This window comes from Paenibacillus sp. FSL M7-1414, from assembly GCF_038003195.1.
Classification (GTDB): Bacteria; Bacillota; Bacilli; order Paenibacillales; family Paenibacillaceae; genus Paenibacillus; species Paenibacillus amylolyticus.
This window is the reverse complement of sequence record NZ_JBBOOS010000001.1, coordinates 2661792-2685013: the sequence shown is the minus strand read 5'-3', so window position 1 is coordinate 2685013 and position 23222 is coordinate 2661792. Positions and strand designations below refer to the sequence as shown.

Here is a 23222-nt window from a genome sequence, read left to right as displayed (position 1 = left end):
TTTAAAAGTAACTAAAAAACCGCTGGTTTATGGAAGAATCCATTTACCTAGCGGTCATTCTAACTATAACTTATTTAGCTTTCTTTCCAGATTACATTTTCACCGTAATTTTTACCCCAGTTATACATTGCGTGCAGGACGGGCATCAGACTTTGACCGTGATCTGTCAACGTATATTCCACCCGAGGTGGTACCTCTGCATACACCTTGCGTTCAATCAGTTTGTCTTCCTCCAGCTCACGAAGCTGGTTGGTCAGCATCTTCTGGGTAATATGAGGGATTAGGCGTTTCAGCTCACTGAAACGTTTGGTGCCTTCCAGGCCCAAGTGCCACAATATAATCAGTTTCCACTTGCCACCGATCACCGCAAGGGTCAATTCCTTCTCACAGTTGATTTCTTTCAGATTAATCCGTTCCTTCACTTCGGACGCCATGGCTCCGAGCCCCCTCATCTTCAATCTTATATCGCGTATATTACACATATCACGGGGACACTTCACACGAGGTAAGTTTTCCGCTCCATGCATGATGTAATAAGTACATTCATTCGATACAGCTATCTATTAATTCTACTACAGCCTGGTCGGGATGCAAAGTTTAACTGTAAATCACGGATAAAACCTATACAGATGAATGATTATGTATCGCAGAAAAGACCAGAACCCTTCATAATCAAAGGATTCCGGTCTTTCATCTATTCACTATTCCAGGTTCGCGTGGCGGCCAAACATATCCGCTCCGGTCATACCCTTCATTTCCATCATCGTAAGGATGAGAGCATCCATGCCGATTAACAGTCCTTGTTCGAACAACGAGCCCATCGGCTGAATGGTTACTGCCGCTCCGGAAGTTGCTGTGTCCTCTTTGGCTGAAGCCGGGAGACGCACTACCGTAGTTGCCAGTTTCCCAATCGTGGACTCTGGCTTAATTGTAATGAGACCTACAGGTGCACCAGCTTGACTAGCCTTTTGAGCCATGGCTACCAGACTGCCTGTCTCTCCTGAGCCAGAGCACAGCAAGAGGAAATCCTTCGAGCTGATCCCAGGTGTTACGGTTTCGCCCACCACATATACACGAAGCCCCATCTGCATCAGTCTCATGGCAAAAGCCTTCCCCATAAGTCCTGACCGGCCTGCTCCTGCTACAAAAATCTGTTCCGCAGCCAGAATGTGCTCAGCCATCGCTTGCATCTCTGCATCGTCGATCTGGCTTAACGTACGTTCCAGCTCCTTCAAGATGTCAGCTGCGTACTGTGTTTTGCTCATCTGCTTACCCTTGTTTAACGAGACGTTGCATTTCAGCTGCAACTGCCGCTTTGTCTGCTTGTCCTGTGATACCGCCGCCTACAATAACCAGATCCGGTTGTGCTTTGATTACTTCTGGCAATGTTTCCAGCTTGATTCCACCAGCGACAGCCGTTTTAGCGTTTTTCACAGCTGCTTTGATCGTTTGCAGATCTTCGAACGGGCTTTGTCCTTCAGCTTGCAGGTCATAACCTGTGTGTACACAGATGTAATCTACGCCAAGCGCATCAATTTCACGAGCACGTTGTTCCAGGTTAGGCACGTTGATCATGTCTACAAGAACTTGTTTGTTTTGTTTCTTCGCTTCTGCTACTGCACCTTTGATCGTACTGTCATTGGTTGCCCCAAGCACAGTGATCAGATCCGCACCAGCTTCAGCTGCTTTCATGATTTCATAACCACCAGCGTCCATGATTTTAAGGTCTGCAAGAACTTGCAGATTAGGGAATGCTTCTTTCATCGCTTTTACCGCGTGCAAACCTTCATTAATAACGATTGGAGTACCAATCTCAACGATATCAATATATTGTTCAACCTCTTTAACCAGTGCGATACCTTCAGGGATATTTACCAAGTCAAGCGCCAATTGCAATTTCATCATTTATTTCTCCTTTGTTGTTCAAGTATGATTCGTTCCTGTAAAAATAATAATCAGATATTTAGCCTGCACCAATTTGTCTGTTCAGATGCATGCAGTGTTTGTTTTGGCTACTCACTCATTGTAGACCCTGACTATCCATTCAGGAAGTACGCACTTTGAAGTGGGGTAGTTACTTGGGGGATACTATTGATAGTTATTCGTTGTTAGGTGAATCAAATATAGAATTAATCCTCTATTCCAATCCACATGCTTACAGCAGAACAGCAGCCTAATCATCCAATTATATATTCAATATAAAAGACCCCGCCACATGGCAGGGTCTTTATCTTTATCGTTTCATTTTCAATCCAGCCAAAGCTGGTTTAGAAATTTATCATTTTACAGATATACAGGTTTCACGCATACCGGCTTGGATACACCTGTGCTGTGACCAGTGTATTTCAGACGTCCGCTCTCCTGATCCACCGTGAATGTCACGAGGTTGTTCGTATCGCGGTTAGCTGCGATCAGCAATTTGCCGTTAGGTGTCAGCGCAAAGTGACGCGGGTGCTCACCTTCTGCAGATACATGCTCAACCAGTGTCAGGTGACCTTTGTCTGCATCTACTGCAAATACAACGATGCTGTCATGTCCACGGTTAGAACCATATACATAACGCCCATCATTGGAAACCGTGATTTCGGCTGTTGTATTCTCTTTGCCATCATATCCATCAGGCAGTGTGGACACTGTAGACAATTCAGTCAACGTGCCCGCTGCTGCATCATATTTGAACGAAGTAATGGAAGAATCCACTTCGTTGATGACATAAGCGAATTCACCATTCGGGTGGAATGCCAAGTGACGTGGGCCTGCTCCCGGATGTGTTTTGGTTTCACTGTGCAGCACAAGTTCATTTTTGTCTGCATCAATAGAATAGATCGCGATGTTATCTGCGCCCAGATCCTGTACCATCATGTATTTACCATCTGGGCTGAAGAATGCGGAGTGAACATGTGGCTTGTCCTGACGTTCAGGATGCGCACCTTGTCCTTCATGTTTCTTCTCGTCCAGAAGCGCTCCAACTTCACCGTTATCCGTCAAGGCTTGCAGACCTACCAGACCACCGTGGTAGCTGGAGAGGATCAAGTATTTGCCGGAAGGGTCACGCTGGATATGACATGGCGGAGCTGAAATGGAGTTATTCCGGTTCAGCAACGTTAATTTTCCTGTAGAAGGATCAATGCTCAGAGCTACAGCTTCAGACATTTTGTTGCCTTCAGCTGACGCTGTTTCACCAATCGCATACAGTTTGTTTCCTTCAGCATCCACGTTGACAAACGTTGGGTTTTTCACACCCGCGATGCCGTCAAGCTTGGACAAGCTGCCTGTATCCTCATTCAATTCATATGCATAAATGCCCTCATTTTCCGCTTCGGCGTAAGAGCCAGCAAGTACGAGCAAGCGTTTTGATTCACTCATTACAGTTTCCTCCTCTATGTGTATGTAATCTTGTTGCACCTCTTCTATAATAAATCTGCCATATCAAAATAGCAATCCGCTGTCGCTGCCCATCAGGGAAATCCTTAGTTAAGCAAGGCGATTACTACACATCATCATACTGAAATCCATTCATATGAGATGCATCTTCTGCTATGATAAGATAGGTTTTTCATCCAGAAGGGACTGAATTGCATTGCTTCACTCATTTTTACTCACCTTATACCATGTGTTCTTGCCGATATCACTTCCCGTGATCGGAGGTATTCTGTTAAAACGCTTTAAAAATTGGGATACCCGGTCGCTCTCGACCTTTTCCCTTTATATTTTGAGCCCTGCGCTCATCTTCAATACATTGCTGCATGCAGAGATTACCTGGACGGATGTCACCAGCACGTTCTGGTTCTCTATTATTAATCTGATTGCTCTGTGGGCCCTCGCCGAGCTGTTGAGCCGGGTGTTCCGTCTGGGTGCAAGCGAAAAAGCGGGTCTCACCCTCGTCTCCACGTTTACGAACTGCGTGAATTACGGGCTCCCGCTTGTACTGCTTGCCTTTGGTCAGCTTGGACTGGACAAGGCTTCGGTCTACGTCATTGGACAGATGATCATTGTTAATACGGTAGGTATCTTTTTTGCCGCGAGATCCGAATTCACGGTGAAAGATGCGATCCTTTCCGTTTTCCGCATGCCATCCATCTATGCTGCTGGCATCGCCATTGCGCTGCGTGCATCCAATCTGAGCCTGCCTGAAGCGCTGGATGGAGGGATCTCCATGCTGGCTGCGGGTTACTCTCCTGTCGTTCTCGCTATTCTGGGAGCACAGATGCTCAGACCAAAAGGTGCAACGGTGCCTTGGTTGCCCAATGTACGCCGAGCTTTCTGGACCGGGCTTGTGGTACGTCTCGCAGCTGCGCCAATCCTGTCCTGGCTGATACTGACCGCGCTTCAGGTCGAAGGTACGTTGTTCAGTGTACTGCTGATCCTCGCATCGATGCCGACCGCAGTGAACGCTGTTATTTTGGCTGAACAGTTCAATGCTTCTCCGCAGTTTGTATCCCGCTGCATTCTGTGGACCACCGCTGCATCCATGTTGATGCTGCCCATTATGATTGTGATGGCTTCCTGATTAATACCGGAGGTGATACCGAAGCGATATCCGCTTGGCGGCGTTTCTCCAGCCGGCGTTCATAACGCCGGTTGAGCGCTCTGACGTAGAAGAATTTTACGACAAAGTACGAAATCACACCCAGAATGACACCAAACACGGACATGCCTGCCAGAATATCCAGTCCACCAAGCAACAATTCACTCACGGCCGACCAGTTCCCGCGAAACAGCTCCATGAATGCACTCTCATGTACCGGTCCCTGTCCCATGCTGTGCGCAGGCAATATCCATGAGCCAATTTGTTTCGCGAGCGGCATCAGGATAATAGGTAAAAACGTAATTTTCCCGATCACATTACCAACAATGGCTGCTGGCACCGAACCCCCAGACAGTCGCACAATCGGATAAAATACGAGATATATCAGGGAAGCGGTCGAGATCACGATCAGTTCCAGTCCGAACCCTATAGCAAATCCGGTAGATACTTTATGGGCACCTCCGGGAGCGCGTAACAATTTGAGAAAATTCAGCTTCATAACACGTGTTAAACGTGCCCAGCGGTTAGTCTTGCGCTTCTGTGTGTTCATACCGAATTACTCCTTATTTTACACAAATGACAACTTGAATCGTCTATTCTTCAGTATATCACACCGCGTTAGCACCTGTAGTAACAACGACCGGCTGTGTCTCCATCTGGACATTACCTGCAACCGCTCGGGAGATCATACAGGAGGATTCAGCCTTATGCGCCAAGCGCTCAGCCTTGGTAAGATCCGCCTCAGAGGCATCTGCGCTGAGCACAATCCGGGGTCTATGTACGATCCGTTCGTACGTAAATACGTTATTCGTAACATCTACCGTTGCTTCCGATTCAAGCGTTAATTCATCCGGCGTAATATCCGAACGCTCCAGCATCGCTGCCAGCGTGATCAGGTAACAGGTGGAGGCTGCACCCAGCAGCATCTCGTCCGGGTTAGTTCCCGTACCGGGTCCGCCCATCTCCTGCGGAATCGATATGACCGTTTTTAATCCACCTGCATCGATTGTTCCCTCACTGTTACGCCCACCATTCCATACCGCTTTCAGATGAAAAGGATGTTTCATGACATTCATTCCTTTCTTGTTTACACACGTATACACGTAATATTCTGCTCAATCAATGCGCTAACGTGCTCTTCATCTACACCCTGATCTGTAATCACTTTGCCCACACTGCTCATCTCAGCAACTCTGGTAAACGCCTGTATGTTAAATTTGCTGGAATCTGCAAGTAAAATGACCTCATCCGCAATATGGATCATCTTCTGCTTCACCAAGGCCTGTAATTCATTGGATTCACTAATGCCTTTGGCCAGATGCACACCTTTGCAAGACAGAAATACTTTATCCACATGATAGGCATCAAGCGAACGTTCCGCCAGCGGTCCTACAAAAGACAGTGACTTCGAAGCCAGTTGCCCACCTGTGGCAATAACTCGAATCTGTTCCTTGTTACTCAGCTCAGCGGCGACCTTAATCGAGTTGGTTAATACCGTCAGTGGAATGTTTGGCAATCCTGCCGCCATATACCACGCCGTTGTACTTGCATCCAGGGCGATCCGGTCGCCGGATTCCACCATTTTCACCGCTTCGCTTGCAATTCTACGCTTCTCTTCTGCATGGGCTACAGCCCGTTCCGGATATGGAATCTCCGACTGTAACTCATCCTTGTATTTTACGCTGACCGCCCCGCCATGGAACCGTCTGAGCCTGCCCGCCTGTTCGAGCTTGTCCAGATCACGACGAATCGTCTCTTCCGTCACCCCGCAGCGCTCACTAAGTTCGGTCACACGCATGCTACCTTGCGTATCCACCCATTCCACTATTTTCTCATACCGTTCAGCTACGAGCATATTCCTTCACTCCAAACCGTTGATTATCCAGTTGATCCTGTTCATCCATCATACCACAGAGCGATGACAAGGAGAATTTGGACCATGTGCAAAAAGAGGGAGCTTTCGCCCCCTCCATTCCAGTTCTGAAGTGTATCTTATTTATCTTCTGCCATAGGGAACCAGCCCGGTGTGTGGATGATTGCATTCCACAACCCGTCAGGGATAACCAGACGTTCCTGATCCGATTTGGTCAGAATCGTCTCAATATCTTCTTCCCGTCCACTCTCGATTTTCTCAACCCAATCTGGTTCAATAATCAGCTCACGTCCAATGGCAAGCAGAGGTACTCCCGTTTGAAGCGCCTCAGCGGCCTGATCAGCCGTATGAATTGAACCTACGCCGATAACAGGCAATTTGCCGTTCACACGATCCAGGATGAATTCCATTCTAGAACGTGTATCTGCTTCGCCACGTCTTGGCTTGGACCAGAATTCGTTCAGGGAAACGTGCAGGTAATCCAGGTTTTTATCTTTAAGCGCATCCACCAGTGCATACGTATCTTCCATTGTGAGTCCCGGTGTTTCCGGTTCTTCCGGGGAGAAACGGTAACCAATGATGAACGGCAGTTTGGTATGTTCGGCAACCACTTTCTGAATCTCATCCACTACAGCAAGTGGGAATGTCAGACGTTTCTCGACACTACCACCCCAACGGTCTTCACGTCGGTTGGAATGCGGGGAGAAGAATTGCTGGATCAGATAACCATTAGCACCGTGAATCTCAACACCATCAAAGCCGGCTTCGATTGCACGACGTGTCGCTTCACCAAAGTCTTTGATAATCGAAGTAATCTCGGCATCCGTCAACTCTCTTGGTTCAGGAGAGCCCGGACGCTCACTTGCAACCGCACTAGGAGCAACTACTTGACCCGCAGGTACAGCTTGTTCAGGAGTCAGACGGCCCGCATGGAAAATTTGCAATACAGCTACGGAGCCCTGTTGTTTCATGGTATCAGCCAGTTTTTTCAGACCAGGAATGAAGCGGTCGTCATATACGCCAAATTGAGCCGGGAAACCAATGCCTGTCTCTGTTACATGCCCTACAGCCGTAATTGACATGCCCGCACCACCGGTGCGACGTGCATAATAAGCAAGTTCAGCGTCGGATATCGTACCATCAGCATTCGAGGACATATGAGTCATGGGAGCGAGCACGATACGGTTTTTCAGTGTAATGCCAGTCGGTAGTGAGACTTGTTCAAACATCTGGTTAAACTTTGGATTCATTCGTGGTTCCCTCCTGATTATAAATATCTCTTTTAATAGATATACGAATATATGCGTTCGCTTACTGTAATGATTATAGTTACGTTTCACTGCAATTGCAACTTTTCATTTTCAGAAAGGAAAAAAAGAGCAGAGTGTCTCCAGACTCTCAGCCCTCTTCATTTTCTTCACATCTTCCAAAGGATACTCAGAAACTCCGAACGTAAGCCAGCTTCTGATCCATCTCTTCTACGCATTCGTAACAGTCGTGTTCATCGTTGGCGACCATTGGTGTTACCGGATACAGATTCATCTCTGTACTGTTATACGATTTCAATAGCGGTAACAACTGAGTCACCCGTGTATTAGCCGGGTCAAGCCAGGTGTTGATCTCTTCTTCGGAAAGGATCGCTGGCATTTTACTTCCAAACTCGCGTGTAACCATATTTGCGCCTGTCATAAGCATCGTGCAGGTACGAAGCGGCTCTTTCCGTGTATCTCTCCACACCTCATATAACCCAGCAATCCCAAACAGGCCACGATCCGGCATAACAACACGAACCGCATAACTTTTTTTGCCCTCTTGCCGCCAGTAATATAATCCATTGCAGGGAATAATGCAGCGCTTGGTCTCTACCAGTTTGTAATAGGAGGGATTCTCATGCACCGTCATGAGGTTTGCGTTAACGGCATCACGCCCCCAGAATGGAATGAACCCCCACCGGAACTCATCCAGTACACGCTCACCATCCTGATGCAAAATAATCGGCGTATGCTGGGTCGGACTGATATTGTATCGGTTTTTGTAATAATACATCACTCGCTGAATCTTGAAATGATCTCTGACATCGTCCAAATCGGCTGCCAATGAAAAACGGTTGCACATGTTCAAGCACTACCTTTCCCTATGAGAAGTTGAACGTATTGTTTGTAATTTTAGGGAAATTATTCATGAACATTGAACAGGAAATGACTTATTTTGACACCATTAGGGTCGGATCAAGATATATTTCATGTTTTTCACGACAAAAACAACGACCTCGGACTCATTTCAACTCCAATATTACTTGTTACTATAATAGAGAATAAAATACATTTATTGGAGGTTTTAAGTATGAAAAGGAAGTTTTTGATGAGCATCATGTTGTTCTCAGCGATTGCGATGTTTGGCAGTACCATCTATGCGGCAACCTTTCTGACCTACGGTTATCCCAGCACCACCATCCCCATTCGTACGTATAATTACGCCGCCGCATGGCAGACTCCCATGGACACTTCCCTTACCAACTGGAACAATGCAGGTGCCAAAGTTAAATTCACCAAAACAAGTAACTCCCCAAACACCATCACCGCAGGAAACTTCAATAATACAGCATATGGTGTCAACTACGCCTCCGTATCCGGCAGTCAAGTCGTAAGCTTCCGCATCGAACTCAATGCATCCACAATCACCCCTGACGCGACCAACTTATCCAACTTCATTCAAAGCGTATTTGTCCACGAACTCGGACACTCCATCTGGCTCGGTGACAACCCGACAACAAGTAGTCCTTCCATTATGTCTTACTCCCGTAACCGCAATTCCATGACCCAACCCCAAACTTTTGATATCAATAACGTAAAATCCAAGTATTAATCCGCTACGAACTTATTCCAAAAATCCAAGGAGGATTCCTGTCCATGAACAAAAATCGAGTGTTAACGCTGCTTCTCTCTTCCATTTTCATTTTATCTGCTGTTGGATGTTCTTCTGTTACACCTACCGCGTCCCCATCCGATGCACCCATGACCATTATTGCTTCTGAAGATTACCCGAGTTATGGCAGCATTGGCGACCTGTCCGAGAGAGCAAATACCATTGTGAAAGGCAGTGTTGTTGAGACTCGTGTGGAAGCTTTAAACGATATTGTACAAGTTACTGATGCTGCCAATGAAAACGAGTTAAACCCTGCGTCCGATCCGGGCGGAGAGCCAGCTTCTTTTGACAAAATCTATACGATCCACACGATTCAGGTCGCTGAATCCTATAAAGGCGGTTACACTGCCGGGGAAAAACTTGAAGTGAAGCAACTTGGCGGACAACTTGGCAACACCGAGATTATTAATGATGACAACCTCAAGCTGATTCCTACCAAAGACTATGTACTCTTCCTGGAAACGTATGAAGACACCCCTGCCAGCCTGCTCAACTCCGTTCAAAGTCTCTACGTGATCAAACCTGCCGCCAAGTCGAATCAGCCAGGTCAGCAACAATCTCAGTCAGAAGTCATTGTGAGCGCAAACCCCGAGAATGACCTCACACTGCAACTGGAGGATCTGCAAGAAATTCAGAACGAACAAAAGAGCGAATAAACTCTTATACGGTAATCACACTGTTATTTCATCTCCGTACAGGCAGCTAATCCCCTCTACTGTTCAGTCCTACATAAGAATATGAAAACCGTGCTGCTCAGCAAACTGGGCGGCACGGTTTTTTGAAGTTCCTTATTTAGACGGTGTATTAAGTCCAATAATCCATTCAGCCAGATCCTGTGTCTGTTTCAACAAGGCAATAGGGTCACGGAACCAGGATTGTTCTTCCGTCCATATGTACACTTTTCCATTTTTGATAGCAGGCAATGAACCCCAGATCGGATCTGCCTGAAGGTCTTTCAACTGAGACTTGCTGGTCAGCACAATGTAATCTCCAGCGTATTTGGAGAGCAGTTCTATGGAGAATTCATGATAGGCGCCCTGCATCAACTCGGACGGAATGTTCTTTGGTGCTTGCAAACCAAGCAATTCGTAGATGTTACGCCCTCCCCGGCCCGACTGATTGCCAAAAATGAAGACTTGGCGATCATATTCCTGCATAACGGAGAATGTAGCATCAGCTGGAACAACACTCTGCACCTCCTGCTTGATTTTGGCAATCTCCTCATCAAAATCAGCCAGCCACTTCTCTGCTTCCGCTTCTTTGCCAAGGACTTTACCGAAATAGTTCACTTCGTCCTTGAGTGTCGGAAAAGTGATGGATGCGATCGAAACGGTCGGAGCAATCTTGCTATATTTCTCATAAGCCGCCTTGTCCGGATTCAATGTAATAATAAGATCAGGTTCCAGCTCCATCAATTGTTCAACGGAATCCCCTATCGTTTCAAGACCATCCATGTGACCTTCCAGATAAGGACTGTTCATCAGAAATTGGCCTCCACCAATCGGTTTGACACCAAGAGCAAGCACCGTTCCCAGATAATCTATGGCAGCAACTCGCTCCGGATGTGCAGGAATCTCTACCTCACCAAAGGTCGTATTTACCATTTGGGTTTCCACGACTGCCGGTTGTTCGGGTTCAGCCGCAACTTCGGATGTTTCTGCCCCCTGCTGGGCTGTTCCACAAGCACTCAATGTGAGTACAAGCGCAAGCGACATAATCGCTGATTTAAAATGGTTAAACATGTTGATTTCCTCATCTCCCTTATATTGATAATGATTATCATCATCAATTAAAGGATAACGTTCATCCCCTCCTGTTACAATGGATTGATTTATTGCATTTAATGTACTTTTTGAAACTGATTTCGAGTTTTCCTGCTGCTTCAACCGATATTGCCCTGGTGTGATTCCGGTCTCTTTTTTGAATATACGATTGAAATAAAATGGGTCCACATAACCCACATACGCAGCAATCTCCTGTAATGAAGCTTCTGTGGACGCAAGCAGACTCCTTGCCTCACCCATTCGTAACCGAATCACATATTCTGTCGGTGTACATCCCGTCTGTTCCTTGAATTTGCGTGATAAATATTGCGGACTGTAACTCAAGGACTGGGCAAGCAAATCAAGTGAGATGGATTCCCGGTAATGAGCTTTGATATATCGCAAAACCTGATCGGTAAGCGAAGGCTGTTGAAATTCGTTAAACATGCGACTCCGCTGTAACAAGACAAGCTGTACCAGTTGAAAAAAATACACTTTAACCTGAATTTTGCCCACTCGCTCCTGCCCTGACCAGCATTCATGTATATTCCGCACAAGCTCACGCAGCTCAAGTGTATGATCCGGCACTGTCGCCCAGGACTCTTCAAACGGATTACGCTGGTTCAACATCATTCGGTACTCCACAAGCACATTGGAGGGCAAGGTTGATTTGTACAAAATCAGATGTACCTCCATAACCCCTGTCGCTTCAAGTGTTAGGCGTCTTCCTTTTCCCCCATGCAGCAACAAGAACTGGTTTGTAGTCCATACCTCTTCATCAAGCCAGACCTGCCCCCTGCCTTGAACATACACAAATGCACTCGTCGGTAACACATAATTGCGTATGAACTCGTGTGTTCCGAGTGATATAAGACGCACATCAAGCACGCGAACCTGAACCTGATCCCACAGCTTGATGTCATTCTGAATTCCCATATAAACTCCCTCTCCTAAGCGATCAAACACACACAATACCTTGGCATTGTGACTAAAAACCCACCTATAATTGATAATGATTATCAATTATAACAATGATGCAACCATCTTTGAAGCCTACCTTCGTTTTTGTTAGATGCCGCAAAATAAAAAACGGTCGAAATCCCTCATAGAGAGATCTCAACCATTCTAAAATTATGGCCTTATTATGTTTTGATAAAGTCAGCTGCCCTTCTCTACTCGACAAAAGACAATAAATATCCGTATCGTTCTTCCTCCATCTTGTCTAGCGGAATAAAGCGGATCGATGCACTGTTAATGCAGTAACGTTTGCCACCACGATCTTCGGGACCATCATCGAACACATGACCGAGGTGGATGTCACCTGCCCGGCTTCGTACCTCCGTGCGATCCATCCCAAAGCTCGTATCCGTTGTATAGGTAACAACCTCAGGTACAATCGGTTTTGTAAAACTCGGCCACCCGCAACCGGAATCGTACTTATCCCGGCTGGTGAATAACGGCTCTCCCGTTACAATATCCACATACAGACCGGGCTCCTCATTATCCCAGTATTCGTTACTGAACGCATGCTCCGTATCATTGTTTACCGTAACCGCATACTGTTCATCTGTTAAACGTTCCTTTAATTGTTCATCTGTTGGACGTGGATATTGAGCGGGATCAATTCTAATCTCCAGGTCATCCAAAACAGTCATATCAATGTGACAATATCCGTTCGGATTTTTTTCCAAATAATCCTGATGGTACTCCTCCGCCAAATAATAATTCTGCAGAGGCATTACTTCCGTTACAATGGGTTGGTCATATTTTTCTTGCTCTGCCTCTACAGCCTGCTCGATGATTTTGGCATCTTCAGGCAACGTATAATATATTCCAGTCCGATACTGAACGCCACGATCATTGCCCTGCTTATTCAAGCTCGTAGGATCAATAACTCGAAAATAAGATTCCAGCAGTTTCTGCAAAGATACTTGCTGCGGATCATATTTTACATGAACAGTCTCCGCAAACCCCTGGTCCCCGCGAATAACATCCTCATAGGTTGGATTCTCTCCTGCACCGTTGGCATAACCGGAAGTCACATCCTGAACCCCTGGAATACGAGCCATATATGCCTCCACACCCCAGAAACAGCCTCCTGCCAAGTACAGGTTACTCAGGTTTTCCTCGGAGACACTCGATGCCTTGACAGGTTGAGTGGATATCGAAGATGAAGCTGAATGGCTCTCAGCCCTGTTTCCACAAGCAGACACAACTATCGCTATAACAAGGAGGCACAGGCCCAGCAACGTCCTTTTCATGACACTTCCTCCTTTCTCACAAAATCTCTTGTAATGACTCCATGATCTGTTCATTGGATGCATGCCCTGGCTGCGATTTCGTTAAAATACCATCAGAGCCAATATAAAAGGAACTAGGATATGCTCTTACGCCAAATTTCTTGGCCCATACACCTTTCTCATCCAAAAGAACAGTTATGTTATCATACGGCTGTTGGTCAAACCATTCGGTAAACGCTTGGGAGGATTTCTCTCCTTTGTAGTCTGGCGTCACAATCGTAATGACTTGAAAATCATTGTTTTGACCAGCCAAATTGTTCAGATCTTCCAAACCCGCAAGACAGATGGAACACCAGGAAGCCCAGTATTTCACATACACTTTCTTTCCTTGAACATCAGAAAGTCCAACCGTGTTTCCTTTCAGATCACGCAATGAAAATTCAGGAGCCGTCTCTCCCTTGTTCATCATGGTTGACGAACTCATATCGGATGTTGATGCTGGGGTTGATGATGACCCCGTTTGCTGTGATCCAGTTTGCTGTGATCCACATCCGCTCAAGATCAACAGGACTCCAGCAAATACGATTACAGATACCATCCATTTCCGTGCCATCTTCATACCAAATTCCTCCAATGATTATTGAAACCAGGTCACCAAGCTGTTTAGTCGGTCTGTCATTAACAATAGTCCCATGATAATAAGAATACAGCCGGAAGTTATTTTGATGACACCCATGTACCTGTATAAACGACGTATCCGCTTCATAACATATTCCGAAAAAACGGACAGAATCAGAAAAGGAATCGCTAACCCAAGGGTATACAGGAACATGAGAAACCCGCCATACAGTGGAGAGCCTTCTCCTGCGGCGATACCAAGAATGGCCGCCAGCACAGGCCCGATACAAGGCGTCCAGCCAAAACTAAACGTTAGACCCAACAGGAACGCTCCGACATACCCTCCCCGTTTGGCTTGATCGTTTGACAGCTTTCTCTCCCGTTCCAGCCAGGATAGTCGGATCAACCCGGTTTGATAAATCCCAAAAAGCACCACGATGGCTCCGCAGATCGCAATAAACACAGGACTTGAGATCAAATTACCAACGATGCCGGAACCAAAACCGAGTAAAACAAATACCAGGGACAGCCCAAGAACAAATAAAAAAGTCCGCAAAACAAGTGTGGACCGCAACCGAACCGAATTGGTGTCAGGCTGCTGCTGATTCGTACCGTTGACCATGCTTCCGGATAGATAAGACACATATACCGGGATCAGCGGCAGAATACATGGCGCAAAAAACGATAACAATCCTGCACCAAAAACGCCGAAAAGGAAAACCAAATCACTGGTCAAGTCATTCACCACCTGAATAAATACTACGTTTGATTAACCAAGGTTAACGACTGACGTAGATCGGAAGCGTGAACCAGAAGCAGCTTCCTTCTCCTTTTGTACTCTGAACCCCGATCTCGCCACCATGGAGTTCCACAATCGATTGAGCGATGGCAAGGCCAAGCCCGGCCCCACCATTGCTCTTGCTACGTGATTTGTCAATTCGATAAAAACGTTCAAATATACGCGAAGTTTCCTCCGCTTCAATGCCTTCCCCTTCATCCGTAACTGAAATTCGTATAAAGGGCCCCTTTTCTTCGGCAGCTAGAATGATTTTTCCTTCAATAGGAGAGTATTGAATGGCATTTTGCAGCAAATTGGAAAGGACCCGCTTCATTTGTGCAGGCATCATGACCGCGGCTGGTAATTTATCGGGCAAATCGATTTCAACGTTCAGCGTTTTCTCGACGAGGTGAAACGAAAAACTCTCCAACGTACTGAGCAGCAACTCATCAACGTGACAAGGCTGAGGGTCAAATACCTCCCCTTGCGCTTCCAAGCTGGATAATTCAAACAAATCTTGAATAAGCCCTCCCAAACGCTTCGTCTCAAGTCGTATCGTGTTCAGGTATCGTTGAAAGGTTTCTTTATCCTTAATGACATCATCCTCCAACGCTTCGACGAATGACTGAATAGATGCCAAGGGAGTCCGTAAATCATGGGATACATTGGCGATCAACTCTCGTCTCGCGGTTTCTGAGTGATGCAGATGATCAAAGCTTTCCTTCAGCTTGGAACTCATTTCATTAAATTGCTGTGCCAGGAGCTTAAATTCCTGTGTACCGATGAGAGGGACTTCCGTATGGAAATCCCCTTCGGCAATTCGTATTGTCTGCTGTGTAATTCGCGCAATTGATTTCTCTAATGGCTTAGTCAGCAAATATTGAAGAATAAACGAAAGCAAGCCTACCCCTGCCGTTATAGCCGATAACCAATACAATTGTTCGATCGTAAGCAGCATTTTGGAATAACTGATGAACAAACAAATTAATAATACGCCAATGCCTGTGAGACTGGACAATACCAAGTATGTGCGAAGTTTCATGAACTGCCACCCGCAAACTTGTAGCCTATGCCCCAAACTGTTTTAATATATTTTGGATCAGAAGGATTCTGTTCGATCTTCTCTCGTAATCTCCGAACATGTACAGTCACCGTTGTTGTATCTCCCTCGTAGCTAAAATCCCAAATCTTGCTTAACATCTGGTTACGGGAGAACACCTGACCCGGGTGACTTGCCAGCAAATACAACATCTCAAACTCTGTAACGGTCAATTCAATGGCCTGCCCGCTGATGTGCACTTCACGCTTGGTAAAATCAATGGTAAGCCCTTCATAATTGATCGTATATTCAGATGTTGTTACAGGTGATGCCTGCGCAGTTCGCATTCTCCGCAGGATTGCCTTCACACGTAAAACAAGTTCTCTTGGACTGAATGGTTTGGTCAGATAATCATCCGCCCCCATCGTCAGTCCCATCAGACGGTCCTGTTCCTCACCCCGGGCCGTCAGCATTACAATGGGCACATCCTCAGTTTGCCGAATCTCGTTGCAAACTTCCCAGCCATTCTTATGTGGCATCATCAGGTCGAGCACAATCAAGCTTGGCGTTTGGCTGTGCCACAGCTCAATAGCCTCCAAACCGTCCTTAGCCGTCACGACAAGATAACCTTCCCGTTCCAGATACCTGCGACAAACGTCCGTAATATTTGTATCATCATCAGCAACAAGTACACATTCATTCAAACGAACCCACCCCATATTCCAGAAAATACATTTGAGCCAATCATATCATATGGTGATGGCGATGCTTAGCCCTTAAATCACTTCATTCCCATGGCTGGCATCATGTATTGTTTAATTACAGACTCAGCCGCATACGAATTCCCTTCATGGATGACAGGCATCGATTTCAAGTTAACTTGCATACCGTCTACCATGATTTTTTTCGATCCAATCCACAATTTAATCGTTTTTCCCGCAGGCATCATCGTTTCTTCCATCATCATGTCGTCTTTCATCATCTTGTCGTCTTTCATCTTCATGTCGTCTTTCATCATCATGTCATCTTCCATCATGTTGTCGTCTTTCATCATCTTGCCGTCCATTTTACCCATATACATCAAAGTTACAGATCTGTCCTTGCTGTCCCACATAATGCTGTAATCATACATTTTCGCCGCCTGTCTCAATTGAACAAGCTCCATGCCATCCTTTTTAATCGTTTTCATATCTGCAGCACTTGCCAATCCAGAAAAGGCCATAGACATCATCAATACCGCTGCTACCATCACTTTTTTGCTCTTATTTGTTTTCATCATTCTTATCACTCTCCATTCGTTTATTACTTACATGGATTACAATAAGCAAGACAGCTTACGATTCTCTAAGCGAAGTATTACGAAACCATTACGATATATAAATGGGGTCAGGTTTCAATAAAAAAACGGTTGAAATCTCTCTTACGAGAGACTCCAACCGTTTCTTCTAGGTCAAACGAATAAAATCAAACATGGATCGAACCTCGATCGGTCCCGGATTTGATATCACATCATTAGACTGCAATCCCTCTCTGGAAGTGAACTGCACCTTCACCGGAATGCCAGGAATCAAGTCGAAGAAGTTATCTGAGAAGACACCCTCCACATCCGAAGATAACCATACCTGTTTAGCAAGCACGTCACTTTCCAGTACCAGATGAACGCCGTTCTCATCCGCTCCCCCGCTTACATTGATGTTTGCAGGCTGCAGAGCAAGGTCTTTGGACGGTACAAAATAGTGTTCCTGTACGATATTCGCCGCACCTTCCTGTTTCAGATCCAGGCGCAGCAGCGTGTTAGCTGTATCATGACCTTCAAGCCATTCCACGTTACGTAATGACAGCACTCGATCACCTGTATTAGATGCCAAGGTCACGTCATGTGTTTCATCACGATGCACCGTTCCATCGAACCCGAGCAAACGAATCTGTAACTGCCCTTTTACAGGTTGTAATTGATCCGAGATGATATATATATCTGTTGTATCTTCTTTTGTTCCATCTACCGATACCAACACATCGCTGAAGCTACGTTTCGCATAATATTGCAATGCTTTCCAACGACCAAGGTAGTCCATACCTGCCCATGAAGCCACTGGCCAGCAGTCATTCATTTGCCAGTAAAGTGTGCCCATGCAGAATGGTTTGCGGCGACGGTGCGCTTCAATGGCTGTCTTCATCGCTTCCGCTTGAAGCACCTGACTCATATACAGGAACGATGGGAAGTCCTTCGATTCATGCATGTACATATCCATATACTGTTTGATCAGACGATTACCTGCTCCATTCTTTTGATGAGCCAGCATGACTTCCGACTCCAGAGCCAGATCCTCTTCTTCTGCGTAAGTGCGTACTGACTTGTACTCCGGGAAAGACTGGAATCCGTATTCACTCATGAAACGACCCACATGCACGTTGTAGTTCTCGAATGGCTCTACATTGTGCCACACGCCCCAGTAGTGGATATCCCCTTCAGCTGTGGATGGGTGCGCATGCTGCGTCTCATCCCCTGTCAGTGATACCAGTGGTGAGGAAGGCCAGTAATCCACACCTGGCGCATACGCTTCAACGACTTCTGGCAGCAAATCATGGAAGATGGCTTCGTAATCGGCCCAGATGCTTTCACGCTGCTCGGCAGTAAATTCCTTTTTCCAACCCCAGCCACCATTCTCAACATAGTGAGCCCAAGCCGAATCAATCTCGTTATTCCCACACCAGAGTGCAATACTTGGATGGTTGCGCAGACGTTTCACATTATCAATCGCCTCATGTCTCACACTGTTCAGGAACGCTTCATCTCCTGGATACATGCTGCATGCAAACATGAAGTCTTGCCATACCAGGATTCCGTATTCATCACACAGTTCGTAGAACACATCCTGCTCATAGATTCCGCCACCCCACACGCGTAGCATATTCATATTAGACTCGGCTGCGGATACGATCTCATGACGATAACGTTCATGAGTAATTTCAGTGATGAAGCTATCATTTGGAATGTGATTGGCCCCTTTGGCAAAGACCGCAACACCATTTAGTTCAAAGTAAAAGGATGCTCCTGCTTCATCTTTGTCACGTACCAGCCGAATGGAACGAAGCCCAGTCTTCACTGTAGATTCAGCCACAGCTCGCTCACCTTGAAGCACTTCGGTAAGGAAGGTGTACATATGCGGATCACCAAGCCCACGGCTCCACCACAGTTTCGGTTCATCCATGGAAATTGGAATCTCCACAGTCTGAGTTCCGGGTTGTAGTGATACGGATCTTTCCCATCTCTGTCCATCTGCGCCGATACGAATAATCGTATCTACCGCTTGTGATGTCTCGACTTCCACAACAGCAGTTAATGAAGCTGAGGTAGCGCTTACTTCATTTTGCTGGATATACACATCATTGATTCGTACCTGTGTCCAACCTTCAAGACGTGCTTCACGCCAGATCCCACTGGTTACAAAACGCGGACCCCAGTCCCAACCATAGTGATACGGGGCTTTACGTGCAAAAATACTTACTCTCTTGTCGCCAAGTCCGCCAACATCGGACTGATCATTCGATGCCGGTAATGCATATCCGAGCTTCTCCAGCTTCGGCAGATCTTCCTGAATTGGTGACCGAAAACGTATTCGGAGAATGTTGCCGTTCCCCTTCAATACAGACTTTACATCTGCCTTCCATACCCGGAACATATTATCTGCTGATAACACATGCACATCATTCACATACACATCCGCATATGTATCCAGACCATCAAACACCAGCTCCAGATGTTCTTGGGAGAACAAGCCTTCGGCAACGTCAAATTCCGTCTGATATTCCCAATCTATCTTATCAATCCATTGTACTTCCTTCTCGTTTGTTCCATAAAAAGGATCTGGAATCTTGCCCAGCTTCAGCAAATCTGTATGCACACAGCCGGGCACCTGAGCCGGCATCCACTCTTGATCTTCGCAAGCCTTGAACGTCCAATTCTGAAAAACATGTGATTGTATTGTGCTCATGACAGCCTCCATTGTTGTTAGAGTTGGTAAACATTATTTTGTTAGGTTTTGTTATTATAAAAACAAATAACTTACAAAACAAAATTAACACGATATGCTTCTTATAGTCAATCTGTTTTGTAATTTAATTTGTTAAACAATCTCTGCATAACAAAAAGACATGAAGCTCTAACCTCTCCATGTCTTTCACCTGATTTCATTTACCCGTATGATCATTGTTAAAATGAGCCCGTAAATTCATATCCCATTACAGTATACTGGCGTTATATTCATCACGAATAATTAATTCCGAATAGATCAGCTTGCGTTCATAAGGTTCATCCACGTGTTTGATCCGCCACAATAGCTGGTCTACTGCTCTCGTTCCCAGATTCTCTTTGTTAATATGTACCGAAGCAAGAATGGGTTCATCCGTCTGCGTATTGTCAAATCCGGTTACGGCACAACGTTCGGGCACCTGAATGCCTCGACTTTGGAGTGCCTGAATGACAATGACAGCTGTATGGTCATTTGCACACACGATAACTTCAGGGATATCCTCCAGCTCCATTTCAGCAATGGATCTCCGGATCTGATCATACTCTGGTCCCAGCAAGCCGTCTTGCTGTTCCCCCTCCAACTGTTTCTCTTCCAGCACCATACGATATCCAAGCCAGCGTTCTCTAAAACTTGCTGCATCGGGCAGTTGTCCGGCAAACTGGAACTTTCTATACCCTTTACCAACGAGCATGAGAACCAGTTCTTTCATACATTTCATATTGTCCGTAAAAACCGAGTCTGCGTATATGGCAGGGTCTTCATGATCCACCATGACAAGCGGAATACGCAGCCTGTAAATCTCCAGCAATACCGATGTCGAGATGGTACCCACGGTAATGACTCCGCTGATCGCTTCGGGATTAAGGACCGAGAACATCCGATCTGAAGAGGGTTCTGTCAGCGTTAAAATATCCATTCCCTTCTCATTCAACCTCTCAGAAATGCCATCAAATACTGGCCCCCAGTATAAGGAAGATCGATTCTGAGAACGAACGTTAGGAAACAAAATCAATATCGTGCCTTGTCGCTCCGCTTCTGGCTTCATCTCCGCTGATATCTGTGTCTCCCCCGGATAACGCTTAGGCTCAGTTCTGAAATACCCAAGCTGCCCCGCCGTTCTGACAATCATCTCGCGTGTATGCTCACTCACACCAGGCTTGCCCGTCAGCGCACGGGAGACTGCGAATTTGGACACCCCCGCAGCATCCGCAATTTGCTGCATCGTTACTCTTTTGGCCATCCTACTCACCCGTTTTTCCTAATTTTCCATTCAGTGTAGCATAAAAAACAAAAATCAACAAAACAAGGTTATGTTATTCTGTTTTTGTTAGGTAGTAGTTTATCTGTTTCACAAGGTGTGCGACATAACCAAAAAGGCCCTCTCCCCACCTTCCATAGAAGATGACGAAAGGACCCTTGTCCCCCAATTATACGCCTGATACTCCCTGATCGCCAAGTTCCGACTGTAAAACCGGGCGTTTTCTACGCCAGAAGATAGGCTGTGGAAGTTTGATCTCTGTGATCAGAACACCGACCAACATCAAAGCTGCTCCCGCATACCCTTGCAACGTTAGCGATTCCCCTTGAAAGGTAAATGCAAAGGCTGCTGCAAACAGTGGTTCGAGTGAAAAAATCAGACTTGTTCTTGTAGGAGAGGCATGACGCTGCGCGAGTGTCTGCAGAATATACCCCAAGCCGCTACACAAAACACCTAACCCGAGAATGGCTGCCCAGGATTCAGCCGTATCGGGCATACGTGGCGTTTCCAGCATAAATGTAGCTGCAATTCCCCACATCGCTGCAACACCTAATTGAACTGTCCCTAATGTTAACGGATCATGCTTCGGTGTGAACTTGCCAGCAATCATGATATAGATGGCATACACAAGTGCTGCTAGTATGCACAGAATATCTCCCATGTGCAGACTAAGCTGATGCTGAAGCGTCAACAAGCCAAGCCCGGTAACTGCAACCAGGATACTGAGTGTCAATCGTTTATCCGGCATACGACGATGCTGGATCGTCGTCAGGATCGGTACAAAAATAACGGCCAAACTTATCAGGAATCCCGCTTGGGATGTCGTTGTTCGTTGCACACCATAGGTGATAAATACAAATGCAGCGAATAAAGCTGTCCCCATAATAGCGCCTGCCACAAGTGTTCTGCGATCCATCTTAAACAACCGCCGATGAAAAAGAAGTCCTGCGGCAATAAAGGCAATTCCAAAACGAAATGCGACCAGATTCAATTCTTGCATGGACTCCAGACCCGATTTCATAAACAGATAGGAAGATCCCCATATAACCGTTGCGAGCAGCATCTGTATGTCCGCTCTTCTTGTTGTCTGACCTTGATTAACCTGTACACCATTCATCTTGCTTCAACCTTCATTCTATGTATTCTGAGCTGTGTGATCGTGCGTCAAACTAACTCGCCTTGGCAAGTATAAACGATCTCTTTGCATTATAAAAATGAATATTTATAATGTATTATATGAAATAAATTCATTCATCAAAAATGGGAAGGAACGGAACCATTCATGTCACTAATCAAATACGAAATTTTGAATACCGTTGTGGAATATGGCAGTCTCACCAAAGCGGCAGAAGCGTTGAACATCACCCAATCCGCAGTCAGCCATGCCATCGCCAGTCTGGAGACAGAATGCGGTTTTTCCCTGCTCCATCGCAGCCGCTCGGGTGTGCGGGTTACCGGTGAAGGGGAACGCATTCTGGGATACACACGTGAGATTCTGCGCTGGACGGAACTCATGAACCAGGAAATTTCCCTCATTCGCGGCGCGGAGATTGGTACAGTGCGTATTGGTACCTTCGCAAGTGTCTCCACACAATGGTTGCCGGGCATCCTGAAACAATTTCGCCTGCGTCATCCCGGAATTGAGATTAAGCTGTGGGAGGGCGATTATGCTGAGATTGAGGGCTGGCTGGCTGGAGGTGCCATCGATCTCGGATTTCTGTCCCTCGGCGATTCATCACCTTTTGAGACGATCCCATTGCAAAAAGACAGGATGATGTGTATCCTGCCTCTTGATCATCCTCTCGCCTCAGAGGAGTCTGTTTCGTTTGATATTCTGCTGGAGCAACCCTTTATTCTGCCCAAGTGGGGCGGAGATAACGAGATAGAACGACTGATCCGGCAGCATGCGGCCAAGCTCAATGTCGCCTATGAAGTAGCCGAGGATCAAGCCATTATGGCGATGGTCCGTAATGGCCTCGGTATCAGCCTGCTTCCGAAAATGGTTCTTCAAAATCATACCGATTCACTCGCGCTCGTGCCACTCTCTGGAGATCCTTATCGTACAATTGGCATCGCCTGCCCATCTTTGGGCAATCTATCGCCCGCTACGCGGCGGTTCATTGAAGAGGTGCAACAGTGGCTTGCCAGGCTATGTAAGTAAATGTG

23 protein-coding genes are annotated in these 23222 nt (G+C 46.3%); 4 read left to right on the top strand and 19 right to left on the bottom strand.

Going from position 1 to position 23222, the window contains the following annotated elements:
- Window positions 1-74: 74 nt before the first annotated feature.
- The 4 genes from MHH92_RS12320 to MHH92_RS12305 all read right to left on the bottom strand — a co-directional run bounded on the left by MHH92_RS12320 (window position 75) and on the right by MHH92_RS12305 (window position 3366).
- On the bottom strand, window positions 75-434 hold the full coding sequence (locus tag MHH92_RS12320) for a winged helix-turn-helix transcriptional regulator (protein ID WP_036608849.1): 360 nt from the start codon (window positions 432-434) through the stop codon (window positions 75-77).
- A 267-nt stretch (window positions 435-701) separates the two neighbouring features.
- Entirely contained in the window at window positions 702-1265 is a 564-nt protein-coding gene (gene hxlB, locus MHH92_RS12315) for a 6-phospho-3-hexuloisomerase (protein ID WP_047842632.1), read from the bottom strand.
- A 4-nt stretch (window positions 1266-1269) separates the two neighbouring features.
- Window positions 1270-1902, bottom strand: a complete 633-nt coding sequence (gene hxlA / locus MHH92_RS12310) for a 3-hexulose-6-phosphate synthase (RefSeq protein WP_036670570.1) — start codon at window positions 1900-1902, stop codon at window positions 1270-1272.
- Window positions 1903-2283: 381 nt separating this feature from the next.
- Window positions 2284-3366 carry a lactonase family protein gene (locus tag MHH92_RS12305; RefSeq protein ID WP_076327805.1) on the bottom strand — a complete coding sequence of 361 codons (1083 nt, stop codon included), beginning with the start codon at window positions 3364-3366 and terminating at the stop codon, window positions 2284-2286.
- 214 nt (window positions 3367-3580) lie between these two features.
- Between MHH92_RS12305 and MHH92_RS12300 the strand changes: the two genes are divergently transcribed.
- Window positions 3581-4510 carry an AEC family transporter gene (locus MHH92_RS12300; RefSeq protein ID WP_036670567.1) on the top strand — a complete coding sequence of 310 codons (930 nt, stop codon included), beginning with the start codon at window positions 3581-3583 and terminating at the stop codon, window positions 4508-4510.
- Here the strand turns inward: MHH92_RS12300 and MHH92_RS12295 are convergent.
- The 5 genes from MHH92_RS12295 to MHH92_RS12275 all read right to left on the bottom strand — a co-directional run bounded on the left by MHH92_RS12295 (window position 4488) and on the right by MHH92_RS12275 (window position 8516).
- Entirely contained in the window at window positions 4488-5078 is a 591-nt protein-coding gene (locus tag MHH92_RS12295) for a DUF2062 domain-containing protein (RefSeq protein ID WP_340903934.1), read from the bottom strand. The genes MHH92_RS12300 and MHH92_RS12295 overlap by 23 nt on opposite strands.
- A gap of 58 nt (window positions 5079-5136) precedes the next feature.
- Complete coding sequence (locus MHH92_RS12290; RefSeq protein WP_074094724.1) at window positions 5137-5595, bottom strand: OsmC family protein; 459 nt, start codon at window positions 5593-5595, stop codon at window positions 5137-5139.
- A 20-nt stretch (window positions 5596-5615) separates the two neighbouring features.
- A complete protein-coding gene (locus tag MHH92_RS12285; protein ID WP_340903932.1) occupies window positions 5616-6383 on the bottom strand; it encodes a DeoR/GlpR family DNA-binding transcription regulator in 768 nt (255 codons plus the stop codon).
- Window positions 6384-6520: 137 nt separating this feature from the next.
- Entirely contained in the window at window positions 6521-7651 is a 1131-nt protein-coding gene (locus tag MHH92_RS12280; protein ID WP_127546194.1) for an NADH-dependent flavin oxidoreductase, read from the bottom strand.
- 187 nt (window positions 7652-7838) lie between these two features.
- The gene (locus MHH92_RS12275; protein WP_340903931.1) at window positions 7839-8516 is read right to left on the bottom strand and encodes an SOS response-associated peptidase; all 678 of its coding nucleotides are present in this window, start codon (window positions 8514-8516) and stop codon (window positions 7839-7841) included.
- Between the two features lie 228 nt (window positions 8517-8744).
- On the opposite strand from MHH92_RS12275, the gene MHH92_RS12270 reads away from it, so the two are divergent.
- On the top strand, window positions 8745-9266 hold the full coding sequence (locus MHH92_RS12270) for a hypothetical protein (RefSeq protein ID WP_076318667.1): 522 nt from the start codon (window positions 8745-8747) through the stop codon (window positions 9264-9266).
- A 44-nt stretch (window positions 9267-9310) separates the two neighbouring features.
- A complete protein-coding gene (locus MHH92_RS12265) occupies window positions 9311-9982 on the top strand; it encodes a hypothetical protein (RefSeq protein ID WP_036608867.1) in 672 nt (223 codons plus the stop codon).
- Window positions 9983-10114: 132 nt separating this feature from the next.
- On the opposite strand, the gene MHH92_RS12260 is transcribed toward MHH92_RS12265, so the two are convergent.
- The 10 genes from MHH92_RS12260 to MHH92_RS12215 form a co-directional block, all read right to left on the bottom strand.
- Window positions 10115-12025: an AraC family transcriptional regulator gene (locus MHH92_RS12260; protein ID WP_340390197.1), complete on the bottom strand. Its 1911-nt coding sequence runs from the start codon at window positions 12023-12025 to the stop codon at window positions 10115-10117.
- Between the two features lie 236 nt (window positions 12026-12261).
- Window positions 12262-13350, bottom strand: coding sequence for a peptide-methionine (R)-S-oxide reductase MsrB (msrB, locus tag MHH92_RS12255; RefSeq protein ID WP_340903929.1), 1089 nt, complete (start codon window positions 13348-13350; stop codon window positions 12262-12264).
- A 16-nt stretch (window positions 13351-13366) separates the two neighbouring features.
- Window positions 13367-13948 carry a redoxin family protein gene (locus MHH92_RS12250; RefSeq protein WP_340903928.1) on the bottom strand — a complete coding sequence of 194 codons (582 nt, stop codon included), beginning with the start codon at window positions 13946-13948 and terminating at the stop codon, window positions 13367-13369.
- An 18-nt stretch (window positions 13949-13966) separates the two neighbouring features.
- Complete coding sequence (locus tag MHH92_RS12245) at window positions 13967-14692, bottom strand: cytochrome c biogenesis CcdA family protein (RefSeq protein ID WP_340903927.1); 726 nt, start codon at window positions 14690-14692, stop codon at window positions 13967-13969.
- Between the two features lie 34 nt (window positions 14693-14726).
- Window positions 14727-15767 (bottom strand): sensor histidine kinase, encoded by a 1041-nt coding sequence (locus MHH92_RS12240; protein ID WP_340903926.1) that lies wholly within the window; start codon window positions 15765-15767, stop codon window positions 14727-14729.
- Window positions 15764-16468: a response regulator transcription factor gene (locus MHH92_RS12235; protein WP_074094715.1), complete on the bottom strand. Its 705-nt coding sequence runs from the start codon at window positions 16466-16468 to the stop codon at window positions 15764-15766. The genes MHH92_RS12240 and MHH92_RS12235 overlap by 4 nt, the downstream gene beginning before the upstream one ends.
- Window positions 16469-16545: 77 nt before the next feature.
- On the bottom strand, window positions 16546-17043 hold the full coding sequence (locus MHH92_RS12230; protein WP_340903924.1) for a hypothetical protein: 498 nt from the start codon (window positions 17041-17043) through the stop codon (window positions 16546-16548).
- Between the two features lie 166 nt (window positions 17044-17209).
- On the bottom strand, window positions 17210-19759 hold the full coding sequence (locus MHH92_RS12225) for a beta-mannosidase (protein ID WP_340903922.1): 2550 nt from the start codon (window positions 19757-19759) through the stop codon (window positions 17210-17212).
- Between the two features lie 247 nt (window positions 19760-20006).
- Window positions 20007-21038, bottom strand: a complete 1032-nt coding sequence (locus MHH92_RS12220; protein ID WP_047842618.1) for a LacI family DNA-binding transcriptional regulator — start codon at window positions 21036-21038, stop codon at window positions 20007-20009.
- 187 nt (window positions 21039-21225) lie between these two features.
- The gene (locus MHH92_RS12215; protein WP_340903920.1) at window positions 21226-22173 is read right to left on the bottom strand and encodes a DMT family transporter; all 948 of its coding nucleotides are present in this window, start codon (window positions 22171-22173) and stop codon (window positions 21226-21228) included.
- A 165-nt stretch (window positions 22174-22338) separates the two neighbouring features.
- Between MHH92_RS12215 and MHH92_RS12210 the strand changes: the two genes are divergently transcribed.
- A complete protein-coding gene (locus tag MHH92_RS12210) occupies window positions 22339-23217 on the top strand; it encodes a LysR family transcriptional regulator (RefSeq protein ID WP_340903918.1) in 879 nt (292 codons plus the stop codon).
- The last annotated feature ends 5 nt before the right edge of the window (window positions 23218-23222 follow it).